Genomic DNA, 21,109 nt, shown 5'->3' on the forward strand with positions numbered 1-21,109 from the left:
GCCCATCGTTGTTGATATGAGTGATCTAAAAAACGCCAGTTCGTACCTGGAACTTGCTCGGTTTGCCGTAGGTATCGCCGCCGGAACTGACCCAGTGAGCAACCCACCTCACCATGGCGTTGATCGGAACAATCGGGTTGCCGAGTTCTTCGGCGGCACGGTCGCAATTCACCGTCAGGCTTGAGTCGCTCTCGGTGCCTTCGAAAAGCGGTGTCTTGCCGAATTCTCGACCGAAGGCTTCTGCTAGGTAGCGCACGCTCACGGTTTCTGGCCCGCCGATATTGATCGGAGTTGAGGGAGTTTCGCAGCGAGTAAGGAGGCGCGCGAAGTGGTTGATTGCATCGCCCTGCCACATCACGTTGACATTGCCCGTCTCGAGCGGGATCGGTACTTCGTTGTACACCCAATCGGCGATCTCTTGAAATACGCCGTAACGCATATCGATGGCGTAGACAAAGCGAACGAGCCGACCGGGAGTGTTATTGACTTCAGAAAAGTATTGGAACATGCGCTCTCGGCCGACCACTGAGTTTGCGTACTCTCCTGGTCGCGCCAGCGGAAGGTTGTCTTCCGTGACGCCGCCTTGTCGCGAATCGCTCCAGGGGTAGACGTGGATGGTCGATAGCGCAACGATCCGCGACTCGCGGTAATGCTGCGCGACGAGAGAGGGGACGTAGGTATTCATGGCCCACAGGAAGCCTTCGCGGCCGCGGAAATCGAACTTGAGACCAGCCATGTAGATGACGTTGGCGACGCGGGGTAGCGCGGCGACGGCATCCGGGTTGAGCAGATCGCAGACAATGGTCTCAACGCCGAAACTATTGAGGTGTTCTTGAGAGCCCGCCTCGCTAAAGCGTGCAACTCCGATGACGCGCTTAGTCGGGGCCGCTCGCTTGATCATTCGAGCAAGAGTGACTCCCATTTTTCCCGCGACACCCAAGATCACAATATCGCCGTCGAGGGTAGCTAACTCGTCAATCGTCGCCTGGGTGGGCAGCGACATGAAGTCCTCGAGATGTGCGGCGTCGTCGAAATGGCTGGGCAGCTCAGCGGTATCGAGAGTGGACGCGACGGTGCGTTCAGTCATAGTGATGTTCCTCAGTGAGTGGTGGTCAATGGCTCTGCTGGGTGATTGCTCAGCCAGCGGTCAAGATTTTCGCGCACGAAAGAGTCGTCGTTCATGTGCGGATGCTGCGCATAGATGCGCTCGATTTCAGCGAGCTGGCCGGGGGAGAGCGCTTCGTTCTCGTCGAGGCACCACGTGCCTTCGAACAGTCCCTGCCTTCTCAAAATCTCGTGGCATCCGGGAATGCAGCCGGCAAAGTCGTGGGCTGCATCGTATATAGCGCTATTGCAGTCAGTGACGATGGAGTCGAGCGCGAGCAAGTGCTGGGGTGTTGCGTTGCGCTCTTGCGTGAGCTCGTTGAACTGCTGAACCGCAGCGCGTGTCCAGACGCTCCAGTGCCCCAATAATCCCCCACGGATGCGAACGGTCACTGTCGTACCATCGCGGGGAATCGCGAACGGCTGAAGGAGATCGAGAACGATGTGGTCGTCGTTGCCCGTGTAGAGCGTGACTCGGTCCTCTGCCCTTGCGGCAACGACGGCACGCACGATCTCGAGGGTTCGATAGCGGTTAAAGGGAGCCATCTTTATCGCGATGACGTTCTCGATTGCCGCGAACTGGTGCCAAAAGTCGAACGAGAGGTGGAAACCTCCGACTTCGGGCAGAAGCGCAAATCCAATGAGAGGTATCTCGGCGGCGACGGCGCGACAGTGTTCGAGAAGCTGGACTTCGTTCCATGATTTGAGTGCCGCGAGGTTGAGGAGACCGGCGTGGTAGCCGTGGCGTCTCGCTATTTGAGCTTCAGCACGCGCTTGCTCCGTATCCCCGACGAGGCCGGCGACGAGAGCGATGGGGCGCGAGGTCCAGGTGCGGGACTCCTCCGCAGCAAGTTCGAGGACTCGCTCGAACATTCCTCGTTCACGAATTGCGAACTGCGTGGTGTGAACGCCTACGGCGAGTCCTCCGACGCCGGAGTCAAGGTAGTAGCGAGTGAGCGCACGTTGTCGAGTTTCGTCGAGAGCGCGTTCAGCAGTGAGGGAGAGCAAGTGGGCAGGAATGACGGTTCCCGCATGCAGTACGTCATAAGCAGCTTGCTCAGAATCGATTCCAGACGAAGACTTCATCGTCACCTTCCCTTTGTCGCTCACGATCAAACCACAAACCACCGAGGCTTCGCAATCGTTTCCAGAAACGAATGCAGAATCAGTAGACCACGTGGAGTGAAGCGGACGAACTCGCGGCTAGCGGCTACGCCACTGTGCGGTCGACATGGGCCGCCATCCGCTCGCGAGCAGCGGCAGTATCGCCTTCTCGGAGTGCATCGAGGATGCCCCAGTGCTCAGCGAGCAGACTCTTGCGATCTCCGGGGCCTTGACCGCATCCACCCCACGTCTCTATCCACAACTCATGCGTTGTCCGCTGGAACTCGATCAGTAATCGGTTGTTTGTGAGGCGGGCGAGGAGCGCTTCGAAACGAACGTCAACGCTGCCGGCGGGGGAGGTGTCCGCAACTTCGCTTTCCACCTCGAGGAGGTGCGCGTGCACGTGAGAGAAGTCATGGTCTCCATCGCCGAGGATGAGTACTACGCGGTCTTCAAGCGCTGCACGCACAGAGACCAATTGATTGAGCGACTCCTCGCTGCCGGGCGTTACCCGACGAATATAGTCCGTCATCGGATTGGCCAACGGTTCTCTCACGAAGCTGCCGGAATTGCGGCGAATCTCGATACGTCCCATGCTCTCAAGCGAGCGAAGAGCTTCGCGAAGGGAGACTCTACTGACCGAGAACTTCTCGGAGAGCGCGCGCTCCGAGGGTATGCGGTCACCCGATTCAAGTCCCTCTATGAACTCCAGTAGCTGCTGCAGCACCAGGTTGTAGACGGCACCATTTGCGAGGGGGAGGACCGTAAATCGCCCGCGTTTCGCGGTTGTGTCATCCACGCGCTATTCTCCGAGCACTGTCAACGTTCAACGGTTCAAGCCCGCTGAGGTCGAGTTCAAACCCTGTGCCGAACGGCGCATCCATCATGGTGTTCAATGTTACGGCTCCGGCAGTGACGTGCAATCGGGCGGGGGAGTTGCCTTCGCGAACGAAGGCGTCGGGGTGAGCATCAAGGAGAAGGTCATTGACGTCGACTGCCAATGGTGCGGGCGTTCCCCAGTAGTGGTGGCCATTGCGCTCGATATGAGTGAGGCCCATCGTGGCTGCCACGACAAGGTCTTGATTGATGGTGAGTGGGGCAACCGTGGAAAGATCCTCTGCGGTCAGAATGGTGGCTGCTTGGCTGCTGTCATTGACGTGACGAGACGCGACGAGGGCCGCGTTGGCAAGGCCGCGAATCACTCCTTTGCAGCCTTTGTAGGTTCCGCCGGCATAACCGAGATCCATCGCTCTGCGAACCGTGTCGAGTGCCTCGTCCGACTCGTCAATGATCACCGAAAATCGTTCACCGATGGAGCGCAACGCGGTACGGCTCGATTCGTCTAGGGCATGACTGCGATGGATGGGCTGCTCGATGGCAATCAGCTTCTCGCGAAGGAGGGCATCGATTGTGGGGTCAGCGGTGAGCGCGTTGAGCCAGTTTTCTAGGGCTTCAGCCGTTGTCATGGATTCGTTGCCGTCGATCGTCCACTGGGGAGAGCAATCGTGGGCACGACAGACCTCATCGATGCGCTTCAAGCGAGTGATGTCGTCGCTCGCGTTTCCCGCGGTCTTAATCTTCAAGTATTTCGCGCCGTACCGTGCGAGTACGGATGCGAGGCTCACTGGAAGCCCGTCTCGGGGGTCATCGCGCACTTCGTCATCAGTGAGGGGATCCGAGAGTCCCACAGTGTGGCGAATCGCGATCGTCGGTGCGGCTTCGTTAACGGTGAACTCGGCAAGCGGGCGACCCCGGAGCTCTGGATGAATGCGACCGATGTCTATTCCGAAGGTGTCGCTATGGATAGCTTTCACGAAGGGTGTACCGAGCAGGCGACAGCTGGCATCGATGAGCGCGCGTTCGATCATGCTCGTGCCGAGTCCAGCGACGAGGCCCGGCACTTCGTTTGTCATTGCCCAGGATGCTTGGTCTCGCTCAAGCGATTGCCAGAGATCGAAGACTGTCTCTGCCTGCGCGTTGCGGGCGAGGGCGGCGGCGTTCTGGATTGCTCCCACGAGCTCCTCGACGTCATCAACAAAGAGTGAATCGGGGTTCTTGGTGAACCATTTCGGAGGAAGGTGCTCAGAGGCAAATCCGCGTGCCGATGTCACGCCGTTGCTCGCTCTCAGTTCGACGATGACGTGCGGGGCGGCAGTCATCTCGGCGATTCCATAGCGAAACGGAATTCGTGTGTGGATTGCTGTTACGTGCAGATTGACTGCGTCAATACGAATCACGAGTACCCTTCCCTCGGTCTGTGGTCAGACCAATCTAGCGGTGTCCTCGGAGATTAGCAGGCAGCCCACATGCCGAGCCTCGCTGAAGAGGCTTCGTCTTCAGCGTTCCTGAGCTCAGACCAGTAGCGGTCATTGGGACCCACTTTGAGGGCCTCGGCGGCACCGAGCTCGACCATGGCGAGATTGATGAAAGTGCCGTCCTGAAGGTAGACGTAGAGCAGTGAGCGACCATAGCGATCTTCGGGCTCGCGGTCATGCAGGGCCCACACGGCGGTGCCCTCGGGAAGAAAGTCGCGCAGCAGCTCTCGCGCTTCGATCCCGTAGCATTCTTCGGCATCCGGTCGCTGTGCGCTAGAGAGTTCTGGGGTGTCGATCCCGATCAGGCGCACCTTCACTTCGGCGGTGCCATTATCGAGATAGAGGGTGTCGCCGTCGTGCACATAGTTGACGGTCGCCATGAAAGCGCCAGAGGGAATGGCGTTGACGGTCACGCCGTCGTGCCCGCTGCCGCCGTCGCTCCCGCCAGTGCACGCCGCGATTGCTGCTACCCCGATGAGGGCTGCAGTGAGCGGGATGCCGATCAGGCGTGATCGTCTAGGAACAGCGGGCACGCCACGATTCTTACACGCTCACCACGCTGCCGTGCTGTTGCGGGCTAAGCGGGTAAGGGCCTTTAGCTGCGGGTGCGTGAAATCCTGTCGAGGTGCGGCTCAAGCGCGAGAGCGGTGGCCGCGCCCACCTGTTTGCCCCATTGCGAATGCGCGTTCTTCCAATTGAGATTCGCTTGAATGAACTTGTCGCAGTCTTCGAGGCTGGGATACACCGCGTAGCGCACGCCAGGAATAGTCTCGGCGATAGTGAGCGAGGCGCGATTGAGGCGCGTAATTTGCAGGGCCATTAGGCGGTGCAAAAATCGCGGCATGGCTCTAAACCTGTACATCGGCGGGATGGCGGCAACCACGACGGGGCAGTCTGGGTGGGCTCCTTGCCGAACCGTGCTGATCAGTTCGTGCAGCCCGGAACTCCACGCTTTTGCGGTTGTACCGAGCAACACGTCGGGTGCTCCAAGGAGAATCACGAGAACGTCGACGTCGAGATCCGCTGACGGCAGCTCTTGTACGGCGCGAGCCATCGTGAGCTCAGTGTCGGTGATGGTCGTCCACGAGCATCCCGTGGAGTGCTCGCGCGCGACGTAGCGAGCGGCCTGCGATACAACGCCAAGGCCGTGATTGAGCACACCGTAGCTGGATGCCCCACTGTCTCCGATGAAAAGCATCCGTGGTGGGTCGGGGGCGACAACTTCGCCTTCGGGTTTACCCGCGGGGAATAAGGCATTCGACATTTCTGACCGATAGCCCAAGAGGTTGACCTTCAACAGAGGCCGAAAGAGGTGAAGGACACTGGCAGTTAGGCGACGGACGAACGCGGTGTGTGATGGCACACCGGTTGCGCTCTGCGGAGAGGGGGTCGTCGGGGCCACGACACTTATCGTGGCTGACGGCTCTCGTCGTTGACTGTTAGACATGCCCTAATCGAATACGTGATTTCCGCTTATTTTGTGGAGTGGGAGGATGGAGTTATGACAGAGCCCGCTGCGTCCCACCCTGAACTCGAAACATTGATCGGCACTCTAGAGCGATTGCGTGCTCCAGGGGGCTGCGCGTGGGATCGCGATCAAACCCATGCCTCGCTGGTTCAATATCTCGTCGAGGAGACCTACGAACTTGTGGACGCTTTAGAGACCGGCACGGATGCCGACATCGTCGAGGAACTCGGTGATGTGCTGTATCAAGTGCTTTTCCACTCCGACATCGCGGCGGAAGCTGGTCGGTTCACGCTCGAAGACGTCGCGGCCCATATGACCGCAAAAATGGTCGGTCGCCACCCGCACGTGTTCGGTGACACAACAGCCGAGACGGCGGATGATGTCATCGCCGTATGGGATGACCTCAAGAAGACCGAGAAGCCGCACCGCACGAGCGTGACTGATGGGATCCCCGAGAAAATGCCCGCGCTAGCTTTGGCCGACAAACTGCTGGGGCGTGCCCACAAGGTTGGTCTCCTCGATGCGACGGCACCCGGGGCGATCAATGTCACTGAAGAAGATGAACTCGGCCCGCTCTTGCTGACTATCGTGGCATCGGCGAAGGCGCACGGTTTGGACTCTGAACGTGCTTTGCGCACGGCACTTCGTCAGCTCACCGCTGAGATCAAAGAGCACGAAGCATCGAACTAGAGTCAGGGTGCTTGGGCCGGTTTGCCAGCGGACTGCGCTAAACCCGGGTGGGTGGTGCCCTCCTTAACCCGAATAAGGAGGGCACCGGCGCGACGCCAGCAAACGAGACATGTGATCGCATGTCGATCGTCTACAGAAATGGCATCACGCGCTGAAGGATCGGTGGGATTACCCGACCTACCGATCCAGCGTTAGAGAAGCCCTGGTGAGGGGGTTTCAAGTAGTAGTGGTGCCGCCAATAGGTTTACGGCACAAGGAGAAATCATAACTCCTGTCTCATTCATACGCAAACGATAGTTGAATTAATTCTCAGGGAACGCAGACGCCACGCGACGCGACCCCTCGTGCGAGCCAACCCGTATTGGCAAAATCATTGCGTATCTTGCTGATAAATCCCTGACTAGGCTCACGTTCCGTGTACTAGAGGTGCACGCACGCAACGAAACTCGCGTCGGTGCGAGAGAATAAAGAAATGGCGTCAACGGTAAACCCTCCCCGCGGAATGCGGGATTTTCTTCCGAACGAAAAAGCTCAGCGTGAGCGTGTACTCGGTGTTATTAGGGCGAGCTATCGAGCTCACGGTTTCGACGAGATCGAAACCCCCGTTATGGAAGACAGTTCACGCCTGCATGCCGGCCTGGGCGGTGACAACGAGAAGCTCGCTTTCGCTGTGATGAAACGTGGCCTCACGCCAGAAAAGCTGCAGACGGCATCCGATGCTCTTGAGCTCGCTGACTTAGGGATGCGGTTCGACCTCACCGTTCCGCTCGCCCGGTTCTATGCCACGCACCGCGCTGAGCTTCCGAAGGTGTTCCGCTCGATTCAGATGGCGCCAGTGTGGCGCGCGGAACGCCCGCAGAAAGGTCGCTACCGCCAATTTGTGCAGTGCGATATTGACATCATGGGGGAGGCAGGTCCCAGCGCTGAGATTGAACTTATCACCGCCACTGCCGCAACCCTTGATGCCCTCGGGGTGCAGGGGTGCACGATCAGAGTCAACGATCGTCGACTGCTCACGAGCTCGCTCAGCATTCTCGGTTTTCCGGCTAAAGAGCATGAAGCGGTGCTCATCACTGTCGACAAACTCGACAAGCTCGGTTCTGACGGTGTCATCGCAGAACTGCGCGAACGAGCCTTCCCCGACGAGCCCGTAGCGGCGCTCGCCGAATTCTTGACCCGCCCCGCCCCCGAATCCACTCCTCGATTCAGCGCGGATGCGATCCGTGCTGCCCTGCCTGCTGGCGTCACTGAAGACGTCATCCTCGAACTTGCGGCAATTGGTCACGCGGTTGAAGCCGGTCGCGGCGACTCCGGTTCACTTATCGAGTTTGACCCGTGGTTGGTGCGGGGAATGGGGTACTACACGGGAGCGATCTTCGAGGTCGCGCATCCCTCGCTCGGGTATTCCCTCGGTGGCGGTGGCCGTTACGACGGAATGATTGGCCGATTCTTGGGCAGCGATGTTCCTGCGGTCGGGTTCTCGCTTGGCTTTGAACGTTTGGTTGATTTGGTCAAAGTGGGTGCCGCTCACGACGACGATCAGCTCGCCCTGATTTATGACGCCGATGTCGACGCAGCCGTTCTCGTGCGTCTTCAGGCAGCGCTTATTCGTGACGGCAAGCGGGTTCGGCTCGAGGCCCGACCGAAAAAGTTGCCGCAACTTCTCGATCAGCTCCGGGATGCCGGTTTCACGAGTTTTGCGACGGTCCGCGCCGATAGCACGAGCGTTGATAGTCTCGAATTCAAGCCGCTGACTGGCTAGGCGGTATTCAACCTTCGAGGGAGAATTCGTGAACGTCAAAGCAATTCCGATTCTGGTCTTTCTTGCTCTCAGTTTCGGCCTCTCGTGGCTGTTCGCGCTCCCGCTGTGGTTGTCGGGCGGTTTACAAAATCCGTTCTTCATCGTGTTCAGTCTGATGATGATGTTCACGCCGGCGATCGCGGCGCTCGTGGTCGTGTTCTTTGTGGAGAAGCATCCGGATGCTCGCTCCCGACGGCTCGCGCTCGGCCTCGGTTCGGTGCGTCCGGTCGGCCGTTTCATTCGCTATTTGGCGTTAGCGATGGTCGTTCCGCCTGCACTGATTCTGGCGGCGCTCGGCGTCGGTGCGGTCGTCGGTGTTTATCCGGCTGATTTCGTGAACTTCTCTGGTTTTGAGGCGATGCTCGACAGCCAGTTGCAGGCGCTCGGTCAAGCTCCTCTGCCCGTTCCGATTGGGCTGCTTGTGGCCGCACAGTTTGTGAACGTTGCGATTGGTGCGGTGATCAATACGATTCCGGCGCTCGGAGAAGAACTCGGTTGGCGCGGCTGGTTGTTGCCTCAATTGCTGCCCCTCGGCATCGTTCCGGCGCTCCTCATTTCGGGAGTCATTTGGGGGCTGTGGCATGCACCGCTCATTCTGCTCGGGTACAACTATCCCGGCACTCCCGGGTGGCTCGCGCTGAGCGCGATGGTGGGCATGACAATCGTGATTGGCGCAGTGTTCTCGTGGCTGCGCATCCGTTCTGCCTCGGTGTGGCCGGCTGCGTTGGCGCACGGTGCCTTCAATGCGGCGGCTGGGTTCTCTCTCATCTTTGTGATGGTGGGCGAATCGTTCGACCCCGTGCAGGCCACTATCTTGGGCTGGACCGGATGGCTCGTGCCGCTCGTTCTCGTCATTGTTCTGTTGGCCACCGGGCAGTTCCGTGCCGCGCAGCCGCAGCTCGCGACTACTCGAACGGAGTCAGCGCCTGTCGCTGGCGCGGAGTAGGCTTTCACACGGACATCCACCACTGTCAGTCCAAACAAACTTTCTTTAAGGAGACCCCCTGTGGCTTTGATCGAAGCAGTTGGCGCCCGCGAAATTCTTGACTCCCGGGGAAACCCCACGGTTGAGGTTGAGGTTTTGCTCGATGATGGCGTCGTTTCTCGCGCGGCAGTTCCTTCGGGAGCATCCACCGGCGCATTTGAGGCCTACGAGCTTCGTGATGGCGACAAGGACCGTTACCTCGGCAAGGGCGTTCAGAAGGCCGTTGACGCGGTTATCGACGACCTCGGCCCCGCAATTGAAGGCCTCGACGCCTCCGACCAGCGTCTTGTCGACGCTGAGTTGATCGCTGTCGATGGTTCTGAGAACAAGAAGAACCTGGGTGCGAACGCTATCCTCGGTGTTTCGCTTGCTGTCGCGAAGGCCGCTGCTGATTCGGCAGACCTTCCCCTGTTCCGTTACCTCGGCGGCCCCAACGCTCACGTGCTCCCCGTGCCGATGATGAATGTCATTAACGGTGGATCGCACGCCGACAGCAATGTCGACATCCAAGAATTCATGATTCTCCCGCACGGCGCAGAGACCTTCAGCGAAGGCCTCCGTTGGGGCGTTGAGACTTACCACGTGCTCAAGGGACTGCTCAAGAGCAAGGGCCTCAGCACCGGCCTCGGCGACGAGGGTGGCTTCGCTCCCGACCTCTCCAGCAACCGTGCAGCGCTCGACCTCCTCATGGAAGCAATCGAGAAGGCTGGCTTCACGCCAGGCAAGGACATCGCGGTTGGACTCGATGTTGCTGCAACCGAGTTCTACAAAGATGGTTCTTACACCTTCGAAGGCGTTTCGAAGTCCGCTGGCGACATGAGCGCGTACTACGCCGAGCTCGTCGCTGCGTACCCGCTCGTCTCGATCGAAGACCCGCTCGACGAAGATGATTGGGAGGGCTGGGCTCAGCTCACCTCCGAAATCGGCTCGAAGACGCAGATTGTGGGAGACGACCTCTTCGTCACCAACCCGAAACGTCTTGCCAAGGGCATCGATGCAGGCACAGCTAACTCGATCCTCGTCAAGGTGAACCAGATCGGTTCGCTCACCGAGACCCTCGACGCTGTCTCGCTCGCTCAGCGCAGCGGTTACACGGCTGTCATGTCGCACCGTTCAGGTGAGACCGAAGACACCACGATCGCTGACCTCGCAGTAGCGCTCAACACCGGCCAAATCAAGACTGGTGCACCTGCTCGCTCCGAGCGCGTAGCAAAGTACAACCAGCTGCTGCGCATTGAAGAAGAGCTCGGCGATGCAGCAGTTTACGCCGGCCGTTCCGCCTTCCCGCGGTTCAACGGCTAGCGTTCACTCGCGTCGTCTAGCATCGAACGCATGGCTAGGCGAGTACGAGCAAAAAAGGTAGCGGTGTCGCTGCCCGAGGAGAGCGCGCCAGATCATTGGCTGCGCACGATCCGCTTCTCGGGCTTCACCGTGCTCATGCTTGGTTTGCTCATACTCGCCGTCATCGTGCTTGCTCCCAACCTGCGGATTCTGATTGATCAACAGCAGACCATTGCGCAATTGCAACAGCAAGTGGATGAGGCTCAAGAGTCGGTTGACCAGCTCAATGAGAATGTTGCTCGTTGGGATGATCCGGCCTACATCGAATCTCAAGCTCGCGACCGCCTCTACTACGTGTACCCGGGCGAAGTGAGCTATTTAGTCACGGGCGAGGCCGCCGATGTTACGACCAGCGATGGTGTACCGGTGAGTGCGAGCATCCAAACCACCCAGATTGATTGGGTACACACTCTCGTGTCGTCCATCTACACTGCTGGTCTCACGGAAGATGCCCCTGACGAGCTCACCGCCCCCGTAATTGAAGGACCTCAGCAATGACCACCCCACCGTTTGACACCGTCAGCGATGAAGATGTGCGCATTGTGTCGCTTCAACTGGGTCGCCCCGCTCGCGACGTGATTGGCATTGCGGCGCGCTGCGTGTGCGGCGCTCCGACTGTCGTGTCGACGAAGCCGCGCTTGAGCGATGGAACGCCGTTTCCCACTATCTATTACCTGTGCCATCCAGCGGCTACGGCATCCGTGTCGACGCTCGAAGCGGAAGGCCACATGCCTGAACTCGCCGCGCTGCTCGAGGGCGACATCGGTGAGCAGTATCAGGCCGCTCACGATGCCTACATCGCCGACCGCGATGGCGTCGAGGTTGTTCCTGAGCTTGCTGGTGTCTCGGCTGGTGGCATGCCGACGCGGGTGAAGTGCCTGCATGCTCTTGTCGGGCATTCGCTTGCAGCGGGCCCCGGGGTAAACCCGATTGGGGACATCGCGCTTGAGCGTGCCTCGTGGAGCCCCACTGTGTGCCAGTGCCCCGATTATTCGGATGCCGTTGAGCAGGGTGAGCCTGAGCAGGGTGCCGCTGATCAGGGTGTTGCGGTGGCCGAGTCGGCGGAGTCCGGCAAATGAAGCGCTGGGCTGCTGGCGTCGTCTTGATGGCGAGTCTGGCATCTGTGTTGGTCGCGACACCCGCACATGCGGATGCCGTGCGCGATCAGGAGTATTGGCTCCAGGAGTACGGCATCGAGGCCGCGTGGAAGACCACGAAGGGTGCCGGCGTCACGATCGCGGTTATCGATACCGGGGTTGATGGCACGGTGAAGGAACTCGTCGGCGCTGTCACGGGTGGCACCGACTTTTCGGGTCAAGGCTCACCGAATGGGCAGAAGCCTGTCGGCGACGAGAACCCAGCCCACGGCACTCTTGTTGCTTCGCTTGCTGCTGGTCGCGGCACCGGCACGGGTGCTGGTGTCATCGGTGCGGCTCCGGCAGCAAACATTTTGGCCATCTCGATTGGCTTCACGGGCGGCCCGATTAGTTCGGATGATCAGATCGCTCAAGCCGTTCGCTATGCGGTCGATCAGGGCGCCGATGTCATTAACCTTTCGCTGACTCGCGAAACGTTGGACTGGCCGGTGAGTTGGGACAGCGCTTTTCTCTACGCCATGGATAACGACGTGGTGGTGGTGGCTGCGGCCGGAAACCGCGGCAGCGGAACGACCTCGGTTGGGGCTCCTGCAACGATGCCGGGCGTTTTGACGGTCGCTGGTGTCGATGTGAATGGTGTTGCAAGTTTCAATGCGTCGACGCAGGGCATCACGATTGGTGTTGCTGCCCCGAGTGAAGACCTCGTAGGCGTCGCCCCTGGTGGCTCGCATGTGCTGTGGAACGGTACTAGTGGAGCAACCCCGATTGTGGCGGGAATTGTCGCTCTCGTGCGTGCCGCGCATCCGGAACTGGATGCCGCCAACGTCATCAATCGCATCGTGACGACGGCGCACGATACTGGCGCTCCCGGACCCGACGCGATTTACGGTTTCGGTTTGATCGATGCTGAGGATGCCGTCAACGCGAACGTGTCTCTCGTCGATGAGAACCCGATGGGGAGCCTCGCGGACTGGATCACGATCTACCGTCGCGCGGAGTCAACGCCAGTGCCTGTGCCGACGTTTAGCCCCTCGCCAGTTCCTGATGATGAGGACGATGCGACGACGATTGCTGGCCCGACGAGTCCTCTCGGAACGCTGCTGCCGACAGTGAGCATGCTTCGCAATGTGGGTGTACCACTTGCTATTTATGGACTTTTTTTGGTCATTTTGGCCGGTTCTGGGGTTCTGGCTTTCCGTCGGTTTAGGAGTATGCGCGAGACAGAGTAAGTTTGGTGGCGAACTTCCCTTTTAGGAGACTCTGACTCGTGCCAAAAATCTTGATTGTCGGCGGCGGTTACGCCGGTTTTTACACTGCTCGCAAGCTCGAAAAGTGGTTGCGCCGCGGCGAAGCTGAGGTCACCATGGTTGACCCGCTTCCCTACATGACGTACCAGCCTTTCTTGCCTGAGGTCGCTGCGGGCTCTATTGAGCCCCGCCACGCGGTTGTTCCTCACCGTCGCCACTTGAAGACCACCAAGGTCATCACGGCGAAGGTCACCGGAATCAACCACGCGGCGAAGACGGCAACGATTCAGCCCGAAGTCGGTGACTCGTGGGAGATGGATTACGACCTCGTTGTCGTCACCGCAGGTGCTGTATCGCGCACCTTCCCGATTCCTGGGGTTGCCGATGAAGCAATTGGTATGAAGACCATCGAAGAGGCTGTTGCTGTTCGTGACCGTCTCCTCACCAACTTCGACAAGGCAGCCACTTTGCCTGCTGGGCCCGAGCGCGACCGTCTGCTGACGTTCGTGGTCGTCGGTGGTGGCTTTGCCGGCATCGAAGCCTTCGGTGAAATGCGCAGCCTTGCCTCGTCGCTTCTGGGGCTCTACCCGAACCTCAAGTTCGAAGACACCCACTTCCACCTCATCGAAGCAATGGGTCGCATCATGCCCGAGGTTTCGCTGGAGACAAGCAAGTGGGTCATCAAGAACCTTGCCGACCGTGGCGCACAGATTCACCTCGACACCCAGCTGAAGTCAGCTGTCGGTGGCGTGGTTGAGTTGTCGACCGGCGAAAGCTTCGAGTCCGACACAATCGTGTGGACCGCTGGTGTGATGGCGAACCCTGTTGTTCGCAGCACCGACCTTCCCATCGAAGAGCGTGGACGTATCCGTGTTCAGGCTGATCTCCGTGTCATCAACGATGACGGTGTCGTCGCGGATGCGTGGGGCGCCGGCGACGTGTGTGCTGTTCCTGACCTCACCGGTGGTGGCGTTGGCGGTTTCTGCGTTCCGAACGCTCAGCATGCTGTTCGCCAGGCCAAGCTCATGGCCAAGAACATTGTGGCGGCGCTTCGTGGCGAAGAGACCAAGGACTACTTCCACAAGAACCAGGGTGCTGTTGCCGGTCTCGGTCTGTACCACGGTGTCTTCCAGTCCGGCAAGATCGCGATCAAGGGTTTCCCGGCCTGGTTCATGCACCGTGGTTACCACGGCATGGCGATGCCAATGTTCGAGCGCAAGGCTCGCGTCTTCGGCAACTGGATCATCAACTTCTTCTGGGGTCGCGACACCATCTCGATCGAAGCACGCGTAGAACCGCGTCGCGCATTCGAAGAGTTCGCATCACGCCCCAAGTAGTGTGATCGCATGCTCCACGCGCAAGCGTGGGGCGTGCCCCGATAGCCCAATTGGCAGAGGCAGATGACTTAAAATCATCACAGTCAGGGTTCGAGTCCCTGTCGGGGCACTTCGTCTCATCGCTGATTATCAGCCGGGAGTTGGACCAGGATTGAGCGTCCGCCTTGCGACGAGAGCCAGCAGGTTTCGGTGAAATCGCGATTGGCCGTTTTAGAAATGCCGCTGGGTCGTCATCCGATAACATGTCCAGCATTCGACTGGTTGCCGCCAGACATCATGTCCACGCTGCTCCGCAATGTCAGTTGTGTGTGAAACTATCTTTGTATATGAGCAGGAGGTCCTGAGATGTCTGTTGTAATCAATTACATGTCGGCTGATTCAATCGCAAAACGGCGCGCTGAGCTTCTCGATCGTGCAAACCTCAGCTTGGACGAGTTGCGAGTTCGAGACGAACGCTACATGCTCGCACCTAGCGAACAGTCAACTCTTCGAGAGCTTGAGGATCTGGATTACTTGGAAAAGGTTAGTTAGAAGATTTCGCAGCGCAGTGACGAAATCCGATCGGGACCTCAAAGCTGAAGTCACGGCGTTTACGGAGCGTTTAGTTGATACTTGTTCAACGGTCTTGGGCGAATCAGTAGAGTTCGCGGTCAATGTTGGCCCGGCCGGTGCTACGAATCAACACATCACCATAAACCAGGCTGACGCTCTTGGGATTGCATTAAAAGTCGATGGCGATATCGTCTTTCGAATGGTGGTCTCGTATAAATGTGGTTGGCATCCTGATCAACATTTCTTCGCTGTCGAGGGGTCATCGTTCATCATCAGAATTGAAGATGTAAATGAGCCAATCCTCCATTTTGATTACGTGCGTAATGCGGGAAACACGGTGCCTGTCTCCCACATAAACGTCCATGCTCATCGAGACGAGCTCGTTTTTGCGCTGATGAAGGCTAGTTCGGGACGAGGAAAGGCGCGTGCCCGGGCGTCGGGTGCTGGAAAAATACCTCGGATTTCGACGCTGCATATCCCGCAAGGCGGGCATCGGTTTCGGCCGTCTATTGAGGACGTGTTCGAGATGATGATTCAAGAATTCGGAATCGACCGCAGTGCAGATGCTCTCGACGCGATCCAAAATGGGCGGTCTGAATTTCGGTCAATTCAAGTTAGCGCTGCTGTCTCCGATGATCCTGCCGCAGCGGCGCGGGCCTTGGAGCGATTGGGGTACAAGGTTCGTGCGCCTACGCCCGCTGCACTTCCTCGGGTCGATCGCTTAACTCGGTATTGAAATCGCAGGCAAGGTCTCAGGCCTTGTGCGCATTAGGCGGGAAGAATTTCTGTCAGCAGGTTCTGGATGCGCGCCTTGATGTCATCGCGAATGGGGCGCACCTCGTCGATGCCCTTGCCTTTGGGGTCGACGAGTTCCCAGTCCTCATAGCGTTTGCCGGGGAAGATGGGGCAGACGTCGCCGCAGCCCATCGTGATGACAACGTCCGAGGCCTGCACCTGATCGGTCGTCATCAACTGCGGGACCGCCTGGGAGATATCGATGCCTTCTTCAGCCATCGCCTGAATTGCGATGGGGTTGATTTCGGTGCCGGGCTCAGAACCGCCCGAGCGCACCTCGACCGCGCCATCCGAGAGCGCCGTCATATAGCCGGCTGCCATTTGAGATCGGCCAGCGTTGTGGATGCAGACGAAAAGCACGACAGGCTTGCGGGCCTCGGCGGGGGCAGCGGTTTCGGTAGTCATGACTAAAGCATAGATGAATGTCTATGCGTTGCGCGAGAGGTGCGAGGCGCCCCGCGATTAGTTCACTCAGTGTTCACCGGCGGCAGCGAGCGCAGCAGCTCCCGCACCCGGGCGTCGATGTCATCGCGCACGGCTCGCACGCCATCCATTGCCATACCGGCGGGGTCGGGGAGTTCCCAATCGAGGTAACGACGGCCGGGGTAAATCGGGCACGCGTCGCCGCAGCCCATCGTGACCACGACATCCGCGCCGCGCACGACCTCATCGGTTAGCGGCTTGGGATATTCGCCATCGACCGAAACGCCAATTTCGTCGAGGGCGGCCACAATCTTGGGGTTGATCGACTCGCTCGGTTGGGAGCCAGCGGTCAAGACCCGCACCCGGTCTCCGGCGAGGGAGCGCAGGATGGCGGCAGCGAGCTGCGAGCGGCCCGCATTCTGCACGCACACGAAAAGCACATCGGTCGGCGCTGCGGGGGTGGCGGGATCCGCCTCGGGTAATGCGCCAAGTCGATCGGCGGCGAAACGTGACGTGTGAGACGACAAATGGCGGTCGCGCGGCGCCCCCTGGCGCAAGAGGTCGTAGCTGCTGGCCACGTACTCGGCAACGGTCTCTCGTGAGAAAACACCGGTGAAGCGCACGGCGAGATCGTCGGTGATGCGCTCAAGGACGGCGGAATCAACGGTCGCGGCGGCAGCCGCGGGGGAGCGCTGCACAAAGTCAAAGACGTCGGCGAGGCGCGACGGCACGAGCGAGTACCAGACCTGGCGTCCTTCTTGAGCGCTCTGCAGAATTCCATCGGTGGCCATGATGCGCACGTGATGGCTCACGGTCGGCTGGGTCAGGCCGAGGCGTGCGGCGAGGTCGGTGACACCGCGGCGGCCTTCGGGGGCATCCATGAGCAGGCGCAGAATCTGAACGCGCGTAGGGTCGGCGATTGCGCGCATGCTGTGGGCGATACGTTCGGCCACAGCGCGTTCGGAGGTGGGTGACTCGCTCGCTGGCATAGTCAGCAGTCTATTCGTCGCCGGCTAATTCATAGACAGTTATCAATGTTTGGGTATGATCGCGCCATGACCGCACCCCGCACTTTCACCCTCGCCCGCCGCCTCACCGCAGAATTTGTGGGCAGCGCGGGACTTTGCGCCGTCGTGATCGGCTCCGGCATCGCGGCGCAACAACTCTCACCGGGTGACGTGGGGTTACAACTGCTCGAGAATGCTCTCGCCACCGCGTTCGGGCTCGGCGTGCTCATCCTCGTGTTTATGACGGTCAGCGGGGCGCACTTCAATCCGGTTGTCTCGATTGTCGATTCGCTCACCGGGCTGCGGTCGTGGCGCGACACCGCTATCTACATTCCCACGCAGATTGTCGGATGCATCGCCGGCGCGATTCTCGCGAACCTCATGTTCGGGCAGGCCGCTGTCACATTCAGCAGCACTGTGCGCCTGACGCCGAGCCATTTTCTCAGCGAGGTCGTCGCAACCGCCGGACTCATCGTCGTGATCTTCGCTCTCGTACGCACCGGGCGTGCGAATCTGGCACCGATCGCGGTGGGCGCTTATATCGGCGGCGCCTATTTCTTCACGAGCTCAACGAGCTTTGCGAATCCGGCCATCACGATCGGCCGGACGTTCAGCGACACGTTCGCTGGAATCGCCCCGGGATCGGCCCCCGGCTTCATCGCGGCGCAACTGCTTGGCGCAGCAATCGGCTTCGGCCTCGTGCGCTGGCTCTTCGCTGAGCAGCGGATCGCCTAGTCGCGCAGCGGCGACCCGACAACCTCAAAGCGGTTGCCGCCCATCTCGCCGCTCAGGAGGGGCATCGCTTCTTTGATCGCAGCCTGCACACTCGCGAGCTGAAGCGAAAGCTGGTGAGCTTCGGCCGATTCCCAGAGTTCGGAGACGAACACAGTGTCGGGATGCTCGTCGCTCACGCCGACCTCATAGCTGAGGCATCCGGCGCTATCGAGGTCTGTGCTGCGGCGCGTAAGGATGGCGACAACCTCATCGCGGTGGCCGGGTTGAACACCGAGGGTGCCTACATTTGCGAAAGTCATTGTTCAACTCAACTGCACCGCCGGGGGTGGGTCAAGCGTCAATCTCCTCGGTGAGCTGCCGGTGGGCGTCACCAGTCGATGCGACCCGTTGTGCTGCAGGCGCGCTTCTGGGAAAGTTGAGCAATCGCGGCGCTGGCGCCACCCCCGGTTGCGCCGTGCCTTCATCATTCAATGCCGCGCCCCGAAGGAATCCGTGAAGCTGCTCAGCACCCCCGCAACGCCCTGGCACACGCCCGATGAATACTGGCAGGGCCTCGCCGATGCCACGGATGCTCTCGATGCTCCCTACGGGGTGATCTCGCTGGAGGCGCTCTCGCACAATGCTGCCGATATGGTGCGCCGTGCATCCGGGGTGCCCATTCGGGTGGCGAGCAAGTCTATTCGGGTTCGTGCGGTCATGGATGCCGTGCTTGAGCTTGATGACTTTCGGGGCGTTCTGGCGTACACCCTGTCAGAGGCGCTGTGGTTGGCTGAGACGATTGACGATGTGGTCGTCGGCTACCCCTCGGTGGATCGTGCGGCGATTGCGGCGCTTGGCACCAGTCCGGCGCTCGCCGAACGTGTCACGCTCATGATCGACTCGGTTGAGCACCTCGATTTCATTGACTCGGTGCTCTCGCCACAACATCGCGAAACGATCCGGGTTTGCATCGATATTGATGCGTCGTTCCAATCACCTCTGCTGGGCCACGTAGGCGCCCACCGCTCTCCAGTGCGTTCGGCGGCTCAAGCGCGCGCTTTGGCGAGCACAGTGGGGGACCGCGCCGGCTTTACTCTCGTCGGCGTTATGGCCTACGAGGCGCAGATAGCCGGGGTCGGCAACCGGCCGCCGGGCAAACCAGTCTTCGGCAGGCTGCTCGATGTCGTCCAAGCGGCATCGGCGAAAGAGTTGCGTGAACGTCGAGGAGAAATCGTGGCGTCTGTGCGCGAGATTGCCGAACTCGAGTTCGTCAACGGCGGCGGAACCGGCTCGCTCGAATCCACCGCTGACGACAGCTCCGTTACCGAGATCGCAGCAGGCAGTGGCCTGTTCGGGCCGCACCTGTTCGACCAATACAGCCATTTCACTCCGGCGCCGGCTGCCGCATTCGCCCTCGCGGTTGGCCGAAAGTTCTCCTCTCAGATCGCGACGATGCACGGTGGCGGGTGGATCGCATCCGGCGATCCCAGCCCCGATCGGATGCCCCAGCCCGCGTGGCCCGAAGGCTTGAAGTTTCTGCCGCGCGAGGGTGCAGGCGAAGTGCAGTCACCGCTCACGGGCCCCGCGGCTGAACACCTTGAGGTTGGCGACCGTGTGTGGTTCCGGCACACGAAAGCGGGGGAGCTTTCTGAGCATCTCACCGAGTTCGCGGTGGTCGCTGAGGGCCGCATCATCGACACCGTGCCGACCTATCGTGGCGAAGGCAAAGCGTTCCTATGACAGTCCCCGAGCGGATGCCGCCGGCTGAGGCCCACGCGTTGAACCCTGTTCCGGCATCCGTACGTCCCGGTGCCGAGTGGCGCAATTGGGGGCGATCCGAGCGTTCTCGACCCGAATTTGCGGCTCGTCCGGAGAGCGTCGACGAGGTCGTGGCGGCGGTGAACTTCGCACGCGAGAACGGGCTGACCGTGAAGGCCTGGGGTGCCGGCCACAGCTTCAGCTCGATTGCGGCAACCGAGGGCCTGCACGTTGATGTGGGGGCGCTTTCGGGCATCGTGGCGGTTGATGGAACTCGGGTGACGCTCGGCGCCGGAACGAACCTCTATGAGCTCCCCGCCCTTCTTGAACCCCTCGGGCTTGCCTTGACGAACATGGGCGACATCGATCGCCAGACCATTGCCGGTGCGATCTCTACCGGTACTCACGGCACGGGTGCCCGCTTCGGCGGCATCGCTACTCAAGTGCGGGCGGTGACACTCGTGACGGCGGCGGGTGAGGTGCTGCGCATCACTGCGACCGAGAACCCTGAATTGCTCGCGGCGGCGGCCCTCAGTCTCGGCGCGCTCGGCATCCTTGTTGAGGTGACGCTCGAGTGCGTGCCGACGTTCCTGTTGCATGCGGTGGAGCGCCCAGAACCCGCGGAGACCGTGCTCGCTGAGTGGCTGCAGCGAACTGCCGAAACCGACCATTTTGAGTTTTACCTGTGGCCGCACACGACGACGGCGCTGACCAAGAGCAACACTCGGTTGCCGGGCGATGCGCCGCGGCATCCGCTCACTAGATTTTCCCGCTGGTTCGATGATGAGTTCATGGCCAATGGCGTCTACCGTGCTATTTGCGCCGCGGGCAACCGGGCGCCCGCGATCATCCCGCCCGTGAACCGTCTCGCCGTAAAACTGTCGGGCAATCGCGAATTTACCGATGTCTCGAGCAGTGTCTTTGTCACCGATCGCACGGTGCGTTTTCGCGAAATGGAATATGCCCTCCCCCTCGAAGCGGTGACGGATGCCGTACGCGCCATACAGCAATTGATTGCTGACCGAGGGTGGAGAATTTCGTTCCCGATCGAGGTGCGTTCGGCGGCTGCGGACTCATTGCTGCTGTCGACCGCGTCGGGGCGGGCCACCGGATATGTCGCGGTGCACCGGTATTGGCGCGAAGATCCTGCCGAATATTTTCGGGAGGTGGAGGCGATCTTGATGGATCATGGTGGTCGCCCCCACTGGGGAAAGTTGCATAACCGGCATGCCGATTCACTCGCGGGGGCTTATCCGGGTTTCAATGAGTTCGTAGCGGTACGCGACCGTCTTGATCCTGGTCGCGTTTTTGCGAACGATTATCTGCGCCAAGTTTTGGGGCAGTAGCTGCCTGGGGCCGAAGTCAGGCTAA

The 21,109-nt window shown here is 60.1% G+C and carries 22 protein-coding genes and 1 tRNA gene; 14 read left to right on the forward strand and 9 right to left on the reverse strand.

Annotated elements, in window-relative coordinates; translation table 11 throughout:
* Positions 1 to 25: 25 nt before the first annotated feature.
* The 6 genes from AACZ26_RS10145 to AACZ26_RS10170 form a co-directional block, all read right to left on the reverse strand.
* Positions 26 to 1,087 carry an NAD(P)-dependent oxidoreductase gene (locus tag AACZ26_RS10145; protein ID WP_339621249.1) on the reverse strand — a complete coding sequence of 354 codons (1,062 nt, stop codon included), beginning with the start codon at positions 1,085 to 1,087 and terminating at the stop codon, positions 26 to 28.
* Positions 1,088 to 1,098: 11 nt separating this feature from the next.
* Complete coding sequence (locus tag AACZ26_RS10150) at positions 1,099 to 2,190, reverse strand: dihydrodipicolinate synthase family protein (RefSeq protein ID WP_339621251.1); 1,092 nt, start codon at positions 2,188 to 2,190, stop codon at positions 1,099 to 1,101.
* A gap of 124 nt (positions 2,191 to 2,314) precedes the next feature.
* Complete coding sequence (locus tag AACZ26_RS10155) at positions 2,315 to 3,007, reverse strand: FCD domain-containing protein (protein ID WP_339621253.1); 693 nt, start codon at positions 3,005 to 3,007, stop codon at positions 2,315 to 2,317.
* The gene (locus AACZ26_RS10160) at positions 3,000 to 4,445 is read right to left on the reverse strand and encodes a hypothetical protein (protein ID WP_339621254.1); all 1,446 of its coding nucleotides are present in this window, start codon (positions 4,443 to 4,445) and stop codon (positions 3,000 to 3,002) included. Before AACZ26_RS10160 ends, AACZ26_RS10155 begins: the two co-directional genes overlap by 8 nt.
* A gap of 53 nt (positions 4,446 to 4,498) precedes the next feature.
* The gene (locus AACZ26_RS10165; RefSeq protein ID WP_339621256.1) at positions 4,499 to 5,056 is read right to left on the reverse strand and encodes a thermonuclease family protein; all 558 of its coding nucleotides are present in this window, start codon (positions 5,054 to 5,056) and stop codon (positions 4,499 to 4,501) included.
* A gap of 62 nt (positions 5,057 to 5,118) precedes the next feature.
* Complete coding sequence (locus tag AACZ26_RS10170; RefSeq protein ID WP_339621257.1) at positions 5,119 to 5,787, reverse strand: SGNH/GDSL hydrolase family protein; 669 nt, start codon at positions 5,785 to 5,787, stop codon at positions 5,119 to 5,121.
* Between the two features lie 237 nt (positions 5,788 to 6,024).
* Here AACZ26_RS10170 and AACZ26_RS10175 point away from each other — a divergent pair, with 237 nt between their 5' ends.
* The 11 genes from AACZ26_RS10175 to AACZ26_RS10225 all read left to right on the forward strand — a co-directional run bounded on the left by AACZ26_RS10175 (position 6,025) and on the right by AACZ26_RS10225 (position 15,777).
* Positions 6,025 to 6,681: a MazG family protein gene (locus AACZ26_RS10175; protein WP_339621258.1), complete on the forward strand. Its 657-nt coding sequence runs from the start codon at positions 6,025 to 6,027 to the stop codon at positions 6,679 to 6,681.
* A gap of 472 nt (positions 6,682 to 7,153) precedes the next feature.
* Positions 7,154 to 8,443, forward strand: coding sequence for a histidine--tRNA ligase (gene hisS, locus AACZ26_RS10180; RefSeq protein ID WP_339621259.1), 1,290 nt, complete (start codon positions 7,154 to 7,156; stop codon positions 8,441 to 8,443).
* A gap of 28 nt (positions 8,444 to 8,471) precedes the next feature.
* On the forward strand, positions 8,472 to 9,428 hold the full coding sequence (locus AACZ26_RS10185) for a type II CAAX prenyl endopeptidase Rce1 family protein (RefSeq protein ID WP_339621260.1): 957 nt from the start codon (positions 8,472 to 8,474) through the stop codon (positions 9,426 to 9,428).
* Positions 9,429 to 9,488: 60 nt separating this feature from the next.
* Positions 9,489 to 10,769, forward strand: coding sequence for a phosphopyruvate hydratase (eno, locus tag AACZ26_RS10190; RefSeq protein WP_339621261.1), 1,281 nt, complete (start codon positions 9,489 to 9,491; stop codon positions 10,767 to 10,769).
* Positions 10,770 to 10,799: 30 nt separating this feature from the next.
* Positions 10,800 to 11,306, forward strand: a complete 507-nt coding sequence (locus tag AACZ26_RS10195) for a septum formation initiator family protein (protein WP_339621262.1) — start codon at positions 10,800 to 10,802, stop codon at positions 11,304 to 11,306.
* Entirely contained in the window at positions 11,303 to 11,887 is a 585-nt protein-coding gene (locus tag AACZ26_RS10200) for a DUF501 domain-containing protein (RefSeq protein ID WP_339621263.1), read from the forward strand. Before AACZ26_RS10195 ends, AACZ26_RS10200 begins: the two co-directional genes overlap by 4 nt.
* A complete protein-coding gene (locus tag AACZ26_RS10205; RefSeq protein ID WP_339621264.1) occupies positions 11,884 to 13,134 on the forward strand; it encodes a S8 family serine peptidase in 1,251 nt (416 codons plus the stop codon). Before AACZ26_RS10200 ends, AACZ26_RS10205 begins: the two co-directional genes overlap by 4 nt.
* 38 nt (positions 13,135 to 13,172) lie before the next feature.
* Positions 13,173 to 14,489, forward strand: a complete 1,317-nt coding sequence (locus AACZ26_RS10210; protein ID WP_339621265.1) for an NAD(P)/FAD-dependent oxidoreductase — start codon at positions 13,173 to 13,175, stop codon at positions 14,487 to 14,489.
* 35 nt (positions 14,490 to 14,524) lie between these two features.
* A tRNA-Leu gene (locus AACZ26_RS10215) sits at positions 14,525 to 14,598 on the forward strand.
* A gap of 236 nt (positions 14,599 to 14,834) precedes the next feature.
* Positions 14,835 to 15,020: a hypothetical protein gene (locus AACZ26_RS10220; protein WP_339621267.1), complete on the forward strand. Its 186-nt coding sequence runs from the start codon at positions 14,835 to 14,837 to the stop codon at positions 15,018 to 15,020.
* A 16-nt stretch (positions 15,021 to 15,036) separates the two neighbouring features.
* Complete coding sequence (locus AACZ26_RS10225; protein ID WP_339621268.1) at positions 15,037 to 15,777, forward strand: hypothetical protein; 741 nt, start codon at positions 15,037 to 15,039, stop codon at positions 15,775 to 15,777.
* Positions 15,778 to 15,809: 32 nt separating this feature from the next.
* Here the strand turns inward: AACZ26_RS10225 and AACZ26_RS10230 are convergent, their stop codons facing one another.
* Both AACZ26_RS10230 and AACZ26_RS10235 read right to left on the reverse strand, forming a co-directional pair.
* A complete protein-coding gene (locus AACZ26_RS10230; RefSeq protein WP_339621269.1) occupies positions 15,810 to 16,241 on the reverse strand; it encodes an arsenate reductase ArsC in 432 nt (143 codons plus the stop codon).
* Between the two features lie 62 nt (positions 16,242 to 16,303).
* Complete coding sequence (locus AACZ26_RS10235) at positions 16,304 to 17,248, reverse strand: metalloregulator ArsR/SmtB family transcription factor (protein WP_339621270.1); 945 nt, start codon at positions 17,246 to 17,248, stop codon at positions 16,304 to 16,306.
* A 66-nt stretch (positions 17,249 to 17,314) separates the two neighbouring features.
* On the opposite strand from AACZ26_RS10235, the gene AACZ26_RS10240 reads away from it, so the two are divergent.
* Positions 17,315 to 18,001 carry an MIP/aquaporin family protein gene (locus tag AACZ26_RS10240; protein WP_339621272.1) on the forward strand — a complete coding sequence of 229 codons (687 nt, stop codon included), beginning with the start codon at positions 17,315 to 17,317 and terminating at the stop codon, positions 17,999 to 18,001.
* On the opposite strand, the gene AACZ26_RS10245 is transcribed toward AACZ26_RS10240, so the two are convergent.
* Positions 17,998 to 18,300 (reverse strand): putative quinol monooxygenase, encoded by a 303-nt coding sequence (locus tag AACZ26_RS10245; protein WP_339621273.1) that lies wholly within the window; start codon positions 18,298 to 18,300, stop codon positions 17,998 to 18,000. The two genes, AACZ26_RS10240 and AACZ26_RS10245, sit on opposite strands and share 4 nt — an antisense overlap.
* 193 nt (positions 18,301 to 18,493) lie before the next feature.
* On the opposite strand from AACZ26_RS10245, the gene AACZ26_RS10250 reads away from it, so the two are divergent.
* Together AACZ26_RS10250 and AACZ26_RS10255 are read left to right on the forward strand one after the other, a co-directional pair.
* Positions 18,494 to 19,720, forward strand: a complete 1,227-nt coding sequence (locus tag AACZ26_RS10250; protein ID WP_339621275.1) for an amino acid deaminase/aldolase — start codon at positions 18,494 to 18,496, stop codon at positions 19,718 to 19,720.
* Positions 19,717 to 21,084: a D-arabinono-1,4-lactone oxidase gene (locus AACZ26_RS10255; RefSeq protein WP_339621277.1), complete on the forward strand. Its 1,368-nt coding sequence runs from the start codon at positions 19,717 to 19,719 to the stop codon at positions 21,082 to 21,084. Before AACZ26_RS10250 ends, AACZ26_RS10255 begins: the two co-directional genes overlap by 4 nt.
* Positions 21,085 to 21,109: the final 25 nt, after the last annotated feature.

Origin of the sequence: uncultured Salinibacterium sp. (genome assembly GCF_963974405.1) — a bacterium.
In the GTDB taxonomy this organism is placed as follows: domain Bacteria; phylum Actinomycetota; class Actinomycetes; order Actinomycetales; family Microbacteriaceae; genus Rhodoglobus.